Source organism: Novilysobacter antarcticus (genome assembly GCF_019802285.1).
In the GTDB taxonomy this organism is placed as follows: domain Bacteria; phylum Pseudomonadota; class Gammaproteobacteria; order Xanthomonadales; family Xanthomonadaceae; genus Novilysobacter; species Novilysobacter antarcticus.
Map to the genome: position 1 here is coordinate 473,129 of NZ_JAIEUJ010000002.1, position 14,040 is coordinate 487,168.

The window sequence follows — 14,040 nt, forward strand, 5'->3', positions numbered from 1 at the left end:
GTACTGCTCATGCAGCGGGCTCCTGGGAAGAGGGGTGGGAAGAAGGGCGGTCGCCGCCGGCCGAGCCGGCCAGCACGATGTCGGCGACGCGCTTGGCGGCATCGGGCAGCGCTAGCGCACGCGCTGCGGTGGCCAGGCGAAGCAGGTCGTCGCGCGCGGAGATGCTTTCCACCGCCTCGACCATGCGCACCGCAAGGTCCTCGGCAGGCGCCTGCGGCAGCAACAGGGCGGCGCCACGGTCGACCAGGTAACGCGCATTGCGGGTCTGGTGGTCGTCGACCGCGAGCGGGAAGGGAACCAGCACGCTGCCCACGCCCACTGCGCACAGTTCGGCCAGGGTCAGGGCGCCGGCGCGGCAGACCACCAGGTCCGCCCACGCATAGGCGTCGGCCATGTCGGCGATGAACGGCTCGATGTTGGCCGGCACGCCGGCTTCGGCGTAGCGGCGCTCGGCGTCCTCGACCTGCGCCTGGCCGCACTGGTGGCGCACCTCAAGCGGTCCGATGCGCTCGCGCAGCTGCGACACCGCCTGCGGTACGGCGGTGTTCAGGGCGCGCGCGCCCTGGCTGCCGCCCAGCACCAGCAGGCGCAGCGGTCCTTGGCGGCCGGCGAAGCGCTGTGTCGGCGTGGCGACCTGGAGGATCTCCTCGCGCACCGGATTGCCGACCACTTCCTCATTGGCAAAGGTGTCCGGGAAACCGGTCAACACGCGCTGCGCGAGACGGGCCAGCACGCGGTTGGTCATGCCTGCCGCGCGGTTCTGCTCGTGCACGAACAACGGAATCCGGGCCAGCCGCGCAGCCAGGCCACCGGGGCCCGCCGCGTAGCCGCCGAAGCTGATCACCGCGCGAGGCCGCCGCGAGCGCAGCACCGCCGCCGCGTGCCGCACCGCCGACACCAGCTTGACCGGCGCGGCCAGCAAGGTAGTGAGGCCCTTGCCGCGCACGCCGCGCACCGCGACGGTGTCGATCGGAATTCCCTGCGGGGGCACCAGACGCGTCTCCATGCCGCCCTCGGCGCCCAGCCACGTCACCGGTACACCGCGGGCCGTCAGCTGCCGGGCCACCGCCAGGCCGGGAAAGATGTGCCCGCCCGTGCCGCCAGCGAGGATCATCACCGGACGCGGATCGACGGCGGCGTTCATGCCATCCCTCCAAGCGTCGGTTCGATGCGCTGCTGCAGCCGGCTGGTGCCCCGCCCCGCATCGGCACGCGTGCGGGCAAATGCCGGCGCCGCGGTCGGGCGACTGGGCGCACTCGTGGATGCCGGCCCGGCGACGTGATGTGGTTTGCTGCCCGCGCTGACGGTCGCGTCCGCGTGCAGGTCATCGCGTCCCGCGTCACCACGCAGCCGCGCCATCTGGCGCTTGGCCCGCTCCAGTTCGTAGGACACCCGCAGCAGCAGTCCCATCGCTGCGCAGGTCATCAGCACGCTGGAGCCGCCCGAGGAAATCAGTGGCAGGGTCAACCCCTTGGTCGGCAGCAGGCCAAGGTTCACCCCGATCGAGACGAAACTCTGCAGGCCGATCCACAACGCGATGCCGAATGCCAGATAGGCCGAAAAGTGGCGGCGCATCTCCACGCACTGCAGGCCGATCCAGAACGCGCGCCCCACCAGCAGCGTGTACAGGCCGATCACCACGCACACGCCCACGAAACCGAGTTCCTCGGCGATCACCGCAAGGATGAAGTCGGTGTGCGCTTCGGGCAGGTATGAGAGTTTCTGGATCGAACTGCCCAGTCCGACACCAAACCACTCGCCGCGGCCTGCCGCCATCAGCGCGTTGGTCAGCTGGTAGCCGGAATTGAATGGGTCCGCCCACGGATCCATGAACGAGGTCAGCCGGCGCATGCGGTACGGCTCAAGCACGGCGATGAAGGCCAGCACCGGCAGCCCGACCAGCACCGGCAGGAACATCCGCGGCATGTTGACGCCGCCCAGCACCAGCAGGCCGGCCGTGATCGCCAGCAGCAGCGAGGAAGAACCGAAATCCGGTTGCAGCAGCAGCAGGGCGACCAGTGCCGCCACAACCAGCAGCGGCTTGAGCATCGCGACCCAGGTCGCATTGACCTCGTCGCGGAAGCGCACCAGGTAGCTGGCCAGCCAGATGATGAAGAGGACCTTGACTGCCTCCACCACCTGGAAGTTCGATACCCCGACGTTGATCCAGCGGTGCGCACCCTTGACGCTGACGCCCAGGCCGGGCACGAACACCATCAGCAGCAGGACGAAACAGCCCAGCAGCATCAGTTGGTTGTAGCGCTCCACCGTGCGCAGCTCGACCCGCGTCGCCCACACCGCCAGCACCAGGCCTCCGGCAAGGAACACCAGGTGCCGGGTCAGGTAGTGGAAGGGATCGGGGTGCTGGGAGATCGAGCTGGAGCCGACCATCACCAGCCCCAGCGACGACAGGGCCAGCACCACCGCCAGCAGCCACGGGTCAAAGCGACCCTGGATGTCGTCGATGCGGGTGGCCTGGCGCGCGAAATCGTTCATCAGCGCACCTTCAAGGTAGCCAGGCCGACCAGGACCAGCACTACGGAAATGATCCAGAAGCGCACGATCACGCGCGGCTCCGGCCAGCCCTTGAGCTCGAAGTGGTGATGGATCGGCGCCATCCGGAACACACGCTTGCCGGTGAGCTTGAACGAGGCGACCTGGATCATCACCGAGAGCGTCTCGATGACGAATACCCCGCCCATGATCACCAGCACCAGCTCCTGGCGGACGATCACCGCGATGGCGCCCAGCACCGCGCCCAGCGCCAGTGCGCCGATGTCGCCCATGAAAACCATCGCCGGGTAGGTGTTGAACCAGAGGAAACCCAGTCCGGCGCCCGCGATCGCCGCGCAGATGATCACCAGTTCGCCCGCGCCCGGGACCGGCGGGATCTGCAGGTACTCGGAAAACACCGAGTTGCCGGAGGCGTAGGCGAACACACCCAGCGCGCACGCCACCAGCACCGTGGGCATGATCGCCAGCCCGTCCAGCCCGTCGGTGAGATTGACCGCGTTGGAGAAGCCGACGATCCAGAAGTAGGCGACGACGATCAGGCCCGCGCCCATCGGGAATGCGAGCGACTTGAACATCGGGATGTAGAACGTGGTGGCCGCCGGCACATCAGCAGTCATGTACAGCACCACGCCGGCGGCGAGCCCGAAGATCGACTGCAGCAGGTACTTCCAGCGCGACTTGAGCCCGTTGGGATCGCGATGGACGATCTTGATCCAGTCGTCGTACCAGCCGATGGCACCAAACGCGACCATCACCGCCAGCACCAACCAGACGTACTTGTTGCGCAGGTCACCCCACAGCAGCACCGAGGCCAGCACGGTCAGCAGGATCAGCCCGCCGCCCATGGTCGGGGTGCCGGCCTTGGAGAAATGGCTTTCCGGACCGTCACTGCGGATCGGCTGCCCGCCCTTGTACTGGGCCAGCTTGCGGATCGCCGCAGGCCCCCACCACAACGACAGGGCGAGCGCGGTCAACGCGCTGAGGATGCCGCGGAATGTCAGGTAGTTGAACAGACCGAACAGGCTGTCCAGTTGCTCGAGCCAACGCGCCAGTTCAAGCAGCATCGGTATCGTCCTCCGGCCCCGTGGGGCGTTGCGTGGACAGCAATGCCGTCACGACCTTGTCCATCGCGCTGCCGCGAGAACCCTTCACCAGCACGTTCACCGACGTGCCCTGTACCTGCGCCAGCGCTGTGGCCAGCGCGTCGGCCAATGCCGCGTGGTCGGGATGCACCGTGGCGCCGTCACCGAACGCCGCGGCCGCCGCAGCACTCAGGCTTCCCAGCGCGAACAGCCGCTGCAGGCCTGCGGCCTTGGCCTGGCGTCCGGCCTGGGCATGCATGGCCTCGGCATCGGCGCCCAGCTCACGCATGTCGCCCATCACCAGCCATCCCTCGCCCGGCAGCGCCGCAAGCGTGTCGATCGCGGCCGCCAGCGAACCGGGATTGGCGTTGTAGCTGTCGTCGATCAAGGTGGCGCCGCGGCCCAACGGCTGGGCGACCATGCGGCCATCGACCGGCACTGCCGCCTGCAACCCTTCGGCAATCGCCTCCAGCGATACGCCCAGGCCAACAGCCAGCGACGCGGCCGCCAGCGCATTGCGGACGTTGTGACGCCCTCGCAGCGCAAGCGTCACCGGGACGGTGCCATCCGGCGTGACCAGAGTGAAACGGGACCCGTCCACCCCGGCAACGACATCGCGTGCGGTCACATCCGCGCTGGCATCCAGGCCGAACCGGACCAGCCGGCGGCCGTGTGCACGTTCGGCAAAATAGGGCGCGAAGGCATCATCGGCATTGATCACGGCCACGCCCTGCGGCGGCAGCGCGTCGTAGATCGCCGCCTTGGTGTCGGCAACGCCCAGCAGGCTGCCCATCCGCTCCAGATGGGCCGGCGCGATGTTGTTGACGAGGACCACGTCCGGGCGCGCGATCGCCGCCAGGTAGGCGATGTCGCCGGGCTTGCCCGCACCCATCTCATACACCGAGAAGCGCGCGTCTTCGGGCGCGGCCAACACCGACAGCGGCAGGCCGATCTCGTTGTTGAAATTGCCCGGGTTGGCGTAGGCGGGGGCGACGCGCTCAAGGATCGCGAGCAACATCGACTTCACGCTGGTCTTGCCGTTGCTGCCGGTGATCGCGACGACGTGGCCGGTGCGCTGGCGCTGCACGGCCGCGGCGAAGTCGCCCAGCGCGCGCTCGGTATCGGGCACCAGCACCTGCGGCACGGACACGTCCAGCAGGCGCGACACCAGCACCGCAGCTATGCCGCCCTGCACCGCCGCTTCGATATGCTCGTGGCCGTCGAAGTTTTCGCCCTTCAGCGCGACGAACAACGCGCTTCCAGTGCTCGGCAATGCGCGGGTGTCGGTCGCGATCGCATCGACCGGCACATCCGCGCCGTGCAGGCGGCCGCCGACCATGCGGGTGATTTCAGAAAGTTGCAGCGGCTTCATGTCCGTCGCTCCAGTGCCACGCGGGCGACCTGCGTGTCGTCAAAAGGGTGTTTGACGCCGGCAATGTCCTGGTCGGGCTCGTGGCCCTTTCCGGCGATCAGCACGATGTCGTCCGCCGCGGCGTGGCTGATCGCATGGGCAATCGCGGCGGCCCGGTCGCGCAGCACGACCACGCCCGATGGGTCAGCAAAACCGGCAAGAATGTCGGCAACGATCGCATCGCCGTCTTCGTGGCGCGGGTTGTCATCGGTCACCACGACCGCGTCGGCGCCGGCCTGGGCGATGGCCGCCATTTGCGGTCGTTTACCGCGGTCGCGCTCACCGCCGCAGCCGAAAACACACCAGAGGCGGCCGGTGGCGTGGTCGCGCAGCGACGCGAGCGCCTGTTCCAGCGCATCCGGCGTGTGGGCGAAGTCCACCACCACCAGCGGCGTGCCGTGCGTGCCGCCGAGGCGGTTCATGCGACCGTGGATCGGGCGCAACTGGCTGAGTGTCGCGGCGATGTCCCGCGGCTCGACCTCCAAGCCGAGAAGGGCACCGGCGACGGCCAGCAGATTGTCCACATTGAACCGCCCCAGCAGCGCCGAGCGCACCGCGTACCGCTGCTCGCCCTGCTGCGTACGGAACACGAGCTCGAATGTGGCGCCGTGGCTGTCCAGTCGCACGTCTGCGGCGTGGATGGCCGCGGACGCATTGCCGCGCGAACTCACGCCGATTCCGTGGACGGTCGCGGGCAACCCCGAGTGCATCGCCAGTCCGTGCGCATCGTCGAGATTGACCACCGCCGCCTGCAGTCCCGGCCACGCCAACAGGCGCGCCTTGGCCGCCGCGTAAGTCTCCATGTCGCCGTGGTAATCGAGGTGGTCGCGGCTGAGATTGGTGAACACCCCGACGTCGAAATGGACGCCATCGACGCGACCCTGATCGAGTGCGTGTGAGCTGACTTCCATCGCGACCGCGGTGGCGCCGCCGTCGCGCAGGCCGGCCAGCAGCTCGTGCACCTTGAGCACCAGCGGCGTGGTGAAGCCGGTGGGGACCAGCGAACCGTCGAAGCCGACACCCAGGGTGCCGATGCTGGCGCCGCGCACACCCAGCAGTTGCCAGGACTGGGCCAGCAACTGGACCGTGGAGGTCTTGCCGTTGGTGCCGGTGACGCCGACCACGCGCATCGCCGCGCTGGGTCGGTCGTGGAAGCGATCGGCCATCGCGCCCATGCGCGAGCGCAGGCCCGGCACCGCGATCGCATCCGCGGGCGCCGGGGTGTCGGCGGTAGCCGGGGGCTCATACAGAATGGCGGCCGCGTTCGCGGCTCGCGCCTGGTCCACAAACTTCAGGCCGTGGGTCCCGAATCCGCCAATGGCAACGAAGGCGTCGCCGGCGCGGATTTCGCGGCTGTCCTGGACCAGGCCGGAAATTTCCAGCGAGACCGGAATCCCGGCGACATCCGGCAGCAGCTCGGCCAGCGGCATCCGGCGCGGATGTGCCTGCGGCAGGCGCGGCTTCGGCATGCCACTCATGGCGCGCCACCGGTACTGACCGGCGCGGGCAGCGCAACCGGCTCGAAAACCGGAGGCTCGGGCTCCTGCGACACCTGCGGCAGCACGGGGACCCCCGCCAGCGGCTTGCCGCCATTGGCACGGATCCGCTTGTCGCGTGCCTCCGCCTGCGCCGCCAGCCAGGTCTCGATATCGTCCGGCTGCACGTCCATCAGGCGCAGGGTGCCTTCCATCACGCTTTTGAATACGGGCGCGGCGACCGCACCGCCGCCGTAGCCCTGACCCTTGCTGGCGTCGGGATCGTCGATCACCACGGCCATCGCAAAGCGCGGGTTCTCCACCGGCACCACGCCGGCGAACAGGGCGATGTACTGACGCGAATAACCGCCGGTGCCGCTGAACTTGCGCGAGGTGCCGGTCTTGCCGGCCACGTGGTAGCCCAGAATCGCCGCACGGGTCGCGGTACCGCCGGTTTCGGTGACCGTCTGCATCGCCGTCAGCACTTGGCGCGCGACTTCCGGGCTCATCGCCTGGGTGGATTCGTTGCGCTGGCCCTTGACGAAGGTCGGCGCGATGACGCGGCCGCCGTTGGCAATGGCCGCGTAGGCGACGGCAATTTGCAACGGGGTGGCCGACAGCCCGTAGCCATACGACATGGTGGCCTTGGTCGTGCCGCTCCACTGGCCCGGCGCGGCGAGCAGCCCGGACGCTTCGCCGGGGAACCCGCTACCGGGCTTGTTGCCGTAGCCGAAGCCGTGGATGAACTCGTGGAAATAGGTGTCCGGCAGCGCCAAGGCCAGCTTGGCGGCGCCGACGTTGGAGCTCTTGGTCAGCACGCCGGTGACGGTGAGCGCGCCGTAGTTGCGGAAGTCGCTGATGGTGTAGCGGCCGTTGCGCATGGTGCCGGGGTTGGTGTCGATCACGGTGTCCAGGCTGACCTTGCCGGCGGTCAGAGCGGCGCCGACGGTGATCGGCTTCATGGTCGAGCCCGGCTCCACCACATCGGTGACGGCGCGGTTGCGGCGGGTGTCGCCACCGCCACCATCCAACTGGTTGGGGTTGTAGCTGGGCAGGTTGGCCATCGCCAGCACCTCGCCGGTGTCCACGTCCAGCACCACTGCGGAGCCCGCCGAGGCCTTGGCTTCGTGCAGTGCGTGGCGCAGCTCGCGGAACGCCAGATACTGCACCCGCCGGTCGATGGTCAGGGTGAGGTCGTGGCCAGGCTCAGCCGGGCGGATCAGGTCGACGTTCTCGATGATCCGGCCCTGGCCGTCGCGGATCACCCGCTTGGCGCCCGGAACACCGCTGAGCCAGCTGTCGAAGGCCAATTCCAAGCCTTCCTGGCCGCGGTCGTCGATGTTGGTGAAGCCGAGCACGTGGGCAATCGCCTCGCCCTGCGGGTAGAACCGGCGGAACTCGCGCTGGCTGAACACGCCCGGCACGCCGAGATCGAGAACCTGTTTGGCGCGCTCGGGATTCATCCGCCGGGCCAGGTACATGAACTCCTTGTCGGCGCGTTGGCTGAGCCTGCGCGCCAGCTCATCGGGCGCGACGCCCAACGCCTGCGCCAGCTCGGGAATCCGGTCCGGATGCTTGAGCAGTTGCGGCGGGTTCGCCCACAACGAATCCACCGGGGTGGAGACGGCCAGCGGCTCGCCGTTGCGGTCGGTGATCATGCCGCGCGAGGTCGGGATCGGCAGTTCGCGCAGCGAGCGCGCATCGCCCTGGCGCACGTAGAAATCGTTGTTGAGCACCTGCACGTCCAGCGCGCGCGCCACCAGCGCCACCGAGCAGACGGACAGCGCGCCGCCGACCAGGGCCATGCGATGGCGGATGCTGTAGTTGCTGCGACCGCGCAGCCGTGTCTTGGCTCCCATTCCCAGGCGCTCGCGCATACGAGCCCAGGCCGACGACCCGGGATCGCCGCTGCGGGGACGCTTGCCCGACTGCACACTCATGGGCGGATCACCACGGTTTCCTCACCTTCGGGGAACTTCATCCCGAGGCGATCGCGTGCGACCTGGTCGATGCGGTTGCTTTCCGACCAGGTGGCCTGTTCCAGCTGCAGCCGGCCGAAATCGATGTCCAGCTCATCGCGCGCCTTGTCCAGCTGGTTGAGCTCGACAAACAGCACCCGGTGGCGATGGCGCGCATGCACGACACCCAGCGCGGTGACCAGGTTGGCCACCACCAGCACCGTCAGCAGCAGGCGCAGGATCATGCGGCCTCCGGCTCGGCGAGCTTTTCGGCAACCCGCAATACCGCCGAGCGCGACCGCGGATTGACCGAGGTCTCCGCGTAGTCGGCCTTTTGCGCACCGCCGATCGCCGCCAGCAGCGGGGTGAACTCGATCTCCACCGGCAACCGCCGATTCGAGGGCGGCGCCTTGGCATGACGGTTGATGAACTGCTTGACGATGCGATCTTCCAGGGAGTGGAAGCTGATCACCACGAGCCGGCCGCCGACCTTCAGGCACGCCAGTGCGGCGTCCAGACCTGCTTCCAGGTCGGCCAGCTCGCGGTTGATGAAGATACGGATCGCCTGGAAGCTGCGGGTGGCCGGGTGGATCCGGCTCTTGTCGGACCCCGGCTTGCCGCGCGGCATCACCGCGGCGATCAGCTCGGCCAGTTGCGCCGTGCGCAGCAATGGCTGTTCCTCGCGACGGGCGACGATGGCGCGGGCGATGCGCCGGGACTGGCGCTCCTCGCCATACGTCCACAGCACGTCGGCGATTTCCTGGTCATCGGCACTGGCGAGCCAGTCCGCAGCGCTCTGCCCGCTGTCGGGGTCCATGCGCATGTCCAGCGGTCCGTCCTTGCTGAAACTGAAGCCTCGCTCGGCCACGTCCAGTTGCGGCGAAGACACGCCCAGGTCAAGGAACACGCCATCCAGTCCGGCGCTGGCCGCCTCCCAGCTGCCCATCGCCGCGAAGCTGCCACGGAAGATCGACACCCGAGGGTCGGCACCAAAGTCGCGCTCGGCCACCGCGATCGCATCCGGATCCTTGTCCATCAGCAGCAGGCGGCCATCGGGACCGAGCAGATCGAGCACACCGCGCGCATGGCCGCCGCGACCGAAGGTACCGTCCAGATAGGTGCCCTTCCCGCTGACCTGCAAACCGTCCAGGGACTGCCGGTACATCACGGGGAGGTGGCCGGAGGGCGCTGCTCGCTCCACGCCACCGGCCGTCATAGCTGCAGGTCGAGAAGGTCCTCGCTCAGATCCTCGTCGGACACCGTCTGACGGATCTGCGCGTGGTGGGCCTGCTCGCTCCAGAGTTCGAATTTCTCGCCCATGCCCAGCAGCACGGCCTTGCGCTCGATCCCCACCGCAGCGCGGTGGCTGGAGGGAATCGTCAGGCGGCCGTTGCCGTCCAGTTCGACGAATGCCGCCGCACCCACCAGCTTGAGCTGCATGGCGCGGTTCACACGCTTCGCCTTGGGCAGCTTGTTGACCTGGTCGCGGACGCGCTCCCACGCCTCAACCGGATACAGGTACAGCGAACCGACCTCGAACGGGTTGTAGGTGATCACCAGGCGGTTGCCACAGTCACGCGCGACGTCGTCGCGGAAGGCGGTGGGCACCGCCATCCGGCCTTTCTCGTCGATCGTGATGGCGGTTTCGCCTTGGAACATTGCGCACCCTGGTTTTGGCCCGCCTCTGAGGGCGGTTTACCGGTCGGGCAACCGGGCATTCCCGGCTGCAGCCAAGGAAAACCACTAATAACCCGGCTTTCCCACTGATCACCACCTTAGGGAGAGCCCCGGGCGATGTCAACGACTTTCAGGGGCAAATTCACCAACGGGATCAATGGCTTGCAGAACACTTGAGAGTTCAATTCAAGACTTGGCCACTAAGCGTTGTTTCGTCTCATATTTTGAGACGCAGCGCACTGGACAAGTGAACAAAGCGCAAACTTCGTCTTCACGCAGCCTTAATGCTGCGCTGCAGAAATCTGCGCTGAATGAACAGGGCGGACTCACGCGCACGGCATCGCCGGCGCGATTCCCGGCCGGCGGGAGAAGCAAAGAAAAAGTGGCGGAGCCGGCCGATAAGCCGGGTTCTGTCGTGGACAGTCATTCCTCTAGGCGCATCGTCGCCGATACGCTCAAGCAACCTACCCGGACCCGACGCGGGCCGCGCCATGAGTCCCTATTTGGTCTTGCTCCCGGTGGGGTTTGCCATGCCGGTCTGTTGCCAGACTCGCGGTGCGCTCTTACCGCACCGTTTCACCCTTGCCACGCATCGCGCATTCTTGCGAACACCCGACCGTTCGGCGGTCTGCTCTCTGTTGCACTTTCCGTCGGCTCGCGCCGCCCAGGCGTTACCTGGCACCGTGCCCTGTGGAGCCCGGACTTTCCTCGGCACCGCAACGGATTGCTCCGCTGCGATGACGCGACTGTCTGGCCGACTCCGCCGCGGGCAGTTTACCGGTTGCGGGTGCGCTTCGGTGGCTTGTGCCGTTAAGTACGCACCGGGAGTTCAGCGAGAACTGATGGAAGGCTGGGTGGTTTGCGCGAGCCGACGTCTCGGAATGCGTCTGCTGGGTGCCTTAATCCGCGCTTGGGGGATGTGGCGGAGGCGTTTGATGGCGGCGGGGCGGCGGGGCGGCGCGGAGGAGCTTCATGGATGCGTAGGCGGCGCCTGCCGCGAATCCCGCTCAGCCGCTCCACGATATTCGCTTGGTGAGCGGGACTCCCGACAGGCGCTCTGCTGGATATCGGTTGAGGGAGTCTGTTGATCGGTGATCGGAGTCTATTAAAGGCAACACGGGAAAAGCCGTGCGATTGCCGCGCAGCGGTGATCGGCGGGCACGTGCATGACCGGCAGCGTGCATGCCTCAGCTTTCGCCGCCATACAGTGCTTTGCGCGGGGCGCCGCTGAGCTCAGCGGCGAGCTTGGCGGCGGCCGAAGGCGGCAGGTGCGCAGAAAGCTTCGCGTACAGGCGGCGGCCTTCGATCAGCTGCGACTCTGACTCGTCGGCGACGCCTTCGACCACCAGCACGAACTCGCCCTTGCGCTGGTTGGGGTCGGCCTGCACGCGGGACAGCAATTCGGCGAGGCCGCCATCGAGGACGGTCTCGAACAGCTTGGTCAGCTCGCGTGCCAGAACGGCGCGCCGATCAGGACCGAATGCCGCGGCCATGTCGGTAAGCGACTCTTCGATGCGGTGGGCAGACTCATAGAACACCAGGGTGCGCGGCTCCGCGGCCAAGCGGGCCAGGCGTTCGCGACGCGCACCGGCCTTGGCGGGCAGGAAGCCTTCGAAGGCGAAGCGGTCCGAGGCGATGCCGGCCACGCTGAGTGCGGCGATCGCGGCGCATGCGCCGGGTACGGGCGAGACCCGGATGCCAGCCGCACGCGCGGCGCGCACCAGTCGGAAACCCGGGTCGCTGACCAGTGGCGTTCCAGCATCGGATACGAGCGCCAGCGAGTCGCCTGCCTGCAGGCGTGCGACCAGCTGGCCGGCCTGCGCCTCCTCGTTGTGCTGATGCAAGGCCAGCAATGGCCGTTCCATGGCGAAGTGGGCGAGCAGCTGGCGGGTGTGCCGGGTGTCCTCGGCGCAGATGGCATCGACACTGCCCAGCACCTCCAGCGCGCGCGCGGAGATGTCACCCAGGTTGCCAATGGGCGTAGCGACGATGTAAAGGGTGCCGGGCTTGTCCATCGCACCGATGGTAGGGACGCGCGGGGCAGATGTCGCCCTGGATGACCTCACTCGGGCTCATGCCGCGCACGTTTCAGCCGGGGCCGGACACCCGACGCGAGCCGGAGGCATTCTCCGGTCGCGTCGACAGGTAGAATCGGCCCAACTCCACAGTAAACGCCGCCCCGCGGCGAGCGCTCGCCGATGAACCTTCCTACTCGACGTCACCTGCACGCCTGGCTGCTTGGGCTTGCCACCGCGGCCCTGCTGGTCGGCGGCTGCACCACGATGGAGCCGATTCGCGCTCCGTCCGTGTCGCGCATGGATCCGGTTGTCAGCCAAGCCGCCGCATTGCTGGCAAGCGGTGCGGACCCGGAGCAGGTGGCCGCACTGTTGGGTCAGCTGGACGACGCAACGCTGGCCGCGCAGGCGGCGGCGCTGCCGGCGGGCGACCCGCTCTACAACCACATGGCGCGTGCGCTGCTGGCGCGGGGTTTGCCGTTGCCGCGGCCGATGGACCGCGCCGCATGGGGTTTTGACGCTGGCGGCCGCCCACCGGCGGACCGCGACGGCTACCGGCCCCCGGTCAAGCTGGGCGTGCTGCTGCCGCTGAGCGGCGACATGGCGGCGCCCGCCGCCGCGGTGCGCGATGGCTTCCTCACCGCTTACTACGCCGAGTCACGGCGCCGCCCGGACATCGCGTTCTATGACACCCATGGCACTGCCGGGGGTGCGTTGGGCGCCTACGACCAGGCGGCCAGCGCCGGCAATGATTTCATCGTCGGCCCCCTCTCGCGCGAAGGCGTGGACGCGCTGTTCCGTCGAGGCTCGCTGTCGGTACCGATGCTCGCGCTGAACCAGGGCAACGTCGCTCCACCGGCGGGCAATGTCAGCTTCGCGCTGTCGCCGGAAGAGGAAGGCGTGGCGGCGGCAGACCTGCTCGCCGAGCGCGGCGCGCGCCGGGTGATGGTGGTCAACGCCGGCGACGACAATGCCCGCCGCTCCACCGATGCCCTGCGTGCCCGTCTGGCCGAACTGGGTGGTGTTGTCACCGACGTGGTCGGCGCAGGCATCGCCGATCTGACGCCGTTCGCGCAGAAAGAGGGCGGAGTGGATGCGATTTACCTGGCCATGCGCGGGCCTGCCGCGCGCGAGCTGATGCCGCGCTTGGCGATGGCCGGGCTGTCCGGCAAGCCGCTGGTGGCGACCTCGCAGCTGCTTTCCGGTACCGGCGACGCCGAAGAGGACCGGGTGTTGGACGGCATCGCCTTTCCGGCCGAAAGCTGGACCAGTGGACGCAACGTGCCCGGCCTGCCGTCATCGGCAAGCGTCAGCCCCGGCCTCCCCACAGCGCGCGGCGCGGCCGCACGGTTGTTCGCATTCGGCCACGACGCCTGGCTGCTGACCGCCTACCTCGAGCGACTGGCCCAGTCCCCGGATGCCCACGTCGCCGGGGCTACCGGCGGGCTGGCCATCGATTCCTCCGGCAAGGTCCTGCGCACGCCCGCATGGTCCACCTTTCGCGGCGGGTACGCGTCTCCGCTGACCAGTGCCGGCAACTGACCGCCGCAGTCTCGGCTCGGCGGTCGAGGCCGCCGCGCGCGACCATCTGATCGCTGCGGGACTGCGTCCCGTCGCGGCCAATGCCAACTACCGCCTGGGCGAGCTGGACCTGGTGATGCTCGATGGCGACACCCTCTTGTTTATCGAGGTGCGCTACCGCCGCGACAACCGCTTCGGGGGTGGTGCTGCCTCGGTGGATGTGCGCAAGCAGCGCAAGCTGGTGCGGGCGGCGCAGCTGTTCCTGCAGCGCCATCCGCGCTACGCCAACGGGCCGTGCCGGTTCGACGTGGTCGAAGCCGACGGCGACCCGGCGGCCCCCCACCTGAACTGGCTGCGCGACGCCTTTCGCGCCGACGACTGCTGATG

At 68.3% G+C, this 14,040-nt stretch carries 12 protein-coding genes and 1 other RNA gene; 2 read left to right on the plus strand and 11 right to left on the minus strand.

Annotation, left to right across the window (positions count from 1 at the left end):
* Positions 1–7: 7 nt before the first annotated feature.
* From murG to rsmI, 11 genes are all read right to left on the minus strand, one after another.
* Positions 8–1,144, minus strand: coding sequence for an undecaprenyldiphospho-muramoylpentapeptide beta-N-acetylglucosaminyltransferase (murG, locus tag KZ491_RS06940; RefSeq protein WP_222565114.1), 1,137 nt, complete (start codon positions 1,142–1,144; stop codon positions 8–10).
* A complete protein-coding gene (gene ftsW, locus KZ491_RS06945) occupies positions 1,141–2,496 on the minus strand; it encodes a putative lipid II flippase FtsW (protein ID WP_222565115.1) in 1,356 nt (451 codons plus the stop codon). The genes murG and ftsW overlap by 4 nt, the downstream gene beginning before the upstream one ends.
* Positions 2,496–3,578 (minus strand): phospho-N-acetylmuramoyl-pentapeptide-transferase, encoded by a 1,083-nt coding sequence (gene mraY / locus KZ491_RS06950; protein ID WP_222565116.1) that lies wholly within the window; start codon positions 3,576–3,578, stop codon positions 2,496–2,498. The genes ftsW and mraY overlap by 1 nt, the downstream gene beginning before the upstream one ends.
* The gene (locus tag KZ491_RS06955) at positions 3,568–4,968 is read right to left on the minus strand and encodes a UDP-N-acetylmuramoyl-tripeptide--D-alanyl-D-alanine ligase (RefSeq protein ID WP_222565117.1); all 1,401 of its coding nucleotides are present in this window, start codon (positions 4,966–4,968) and stop codon (positions 3,568–3,570) included. The genes mraY and KZ491_RS06955 overlap by 11 nt, the downstream gene beginning before the upstream one ends.
* Complete coding sequence (locus KZ491_RS06960) at positions 4,965–6,476, minus strand: UDP-N-acetylmuramoyl-L-alanyl-D-glutamate--2,6-diaminopimelate ligase (RefSeq protein ID WP_246606690.1); 1,512 nt, start codon at positions 6,474–6,476, stop codon at positions 4,965–4,967. Before KZ491_RS06960 ends, KZ491_RS06955 begins: the two co-directional genes overlap by 4 nt.
* Positions 6,477–6,481: 5 nt before the next feature.
* Entirely contained in the window at positions 6,482–8,341 is a 1,860-nt protein-coding gene (locus tag KZ491_RS06965) for a peptidoglycan D,D-transpeptidase FtsI family protein (RefSeq protein ID WP_222565517.1), read from the minus strand.
* A gap of 77 nt (positions 8,342–8,418) precedes the next feature.
* Positions 8,419–8,682 (minus strand): cell division protein FtsL, encoded by a 264-nt coding sequence (ftsL, locus tag KZ491_RS06970; protein WP_043958208.1) that lies wholly within the window; start codon positions 8,680–8,682, stop codon positions 8,419–8,421.
* Positions 8,682–9,656 carry a 16S rRNA (cytosine(1402)-N(4))-methyltransferase RsmH gene (gene rsmH, locus KZ491_RS06975; protein WP_222565118.1) on the minus strand — a complete coding sequence of 325 codons (975 nt, stop codon included), beginning with the start codon at positions 9,654–9,656 and terminating at the stop codon, positions 8,682–8,684. The genes ftsL and rsmH overlap by 1 nt, the downstream gene beginning before the upstream one ends.
* Positions 9,653–10,099, minus strand: a complete 447-nt coding sequence (mraZ, locus tag KZ491_RS06980; RefSeq protein ID WP_043958198.1) for a division/cell wall cluster transcriptional repressor MraZ — start codon at positions 10,097–10,099, stop codon at positions 9,653–9,655. Before mraZ ends, rsmH begins: the two co-directional genes overlap by 4 nt.
* Positions 10,100–10,500: 401 nt before the next feature.
* Positions 10,501–10,879, minus strand: an RNA gene (gene rnpB, locus KZ491_RS06985) — RNase P RNA component class A.
* Between the two features lie 425 nt (positions 10,880–11,304).
* The gene (rsmI, locus tag KZ491_RS06990; RefSeq protein WP_222565119.1) at positions 11,305–12,132 is read right to left on the minus strand and encodes a 16S rRNA (cytidine(1402)-2'-O)-methyltransferase; all 828 of its coding nucleotides are present in this window, start codon (positions 12,130–12,132) and stop codon (positions 11,305–11,307) included.
* Positions 12,133–12,315: 183 nt separating this feature from the next.
* Between rsmI and KZ491_RS06995 the strand changes: the two genes are divergently transcribed.
* Together KZ491_RS06995 and KZ491_RS07000 are read left to right on the plus strand one after the other, a co-directional pair.
* The gene (locus tag KZ491_RS06995; RefSeq protein ID WP_222565120.1) at positions 12,316–13,674 is read left to right on the plus strand and encodes a penicillin-binding protein activator; all 1,359 of its coding nucleotides are present in this window, start codon (positions 12,316–12,318) and stop codon (positions 13,672–13,674) included.
* Positions 13,661–14,038 (plus strand): YraN family protein, encoded by a 378-nt coding sequence (locus KZ491_RS07000; RefSeq protein ID WP_222565121.1) that lies wholly within the window; start codon positions 13,661–13,663, stop codon positions 14,036–14,038. The genes KZ491_RS06995 and KZ491_RS07000 overlap by 14 nt, the downstream gene beginning before the upstream one ends.
* The last annotated feature ends 2 nt before the right edge of the window (positions 14,039–14,040 follow it).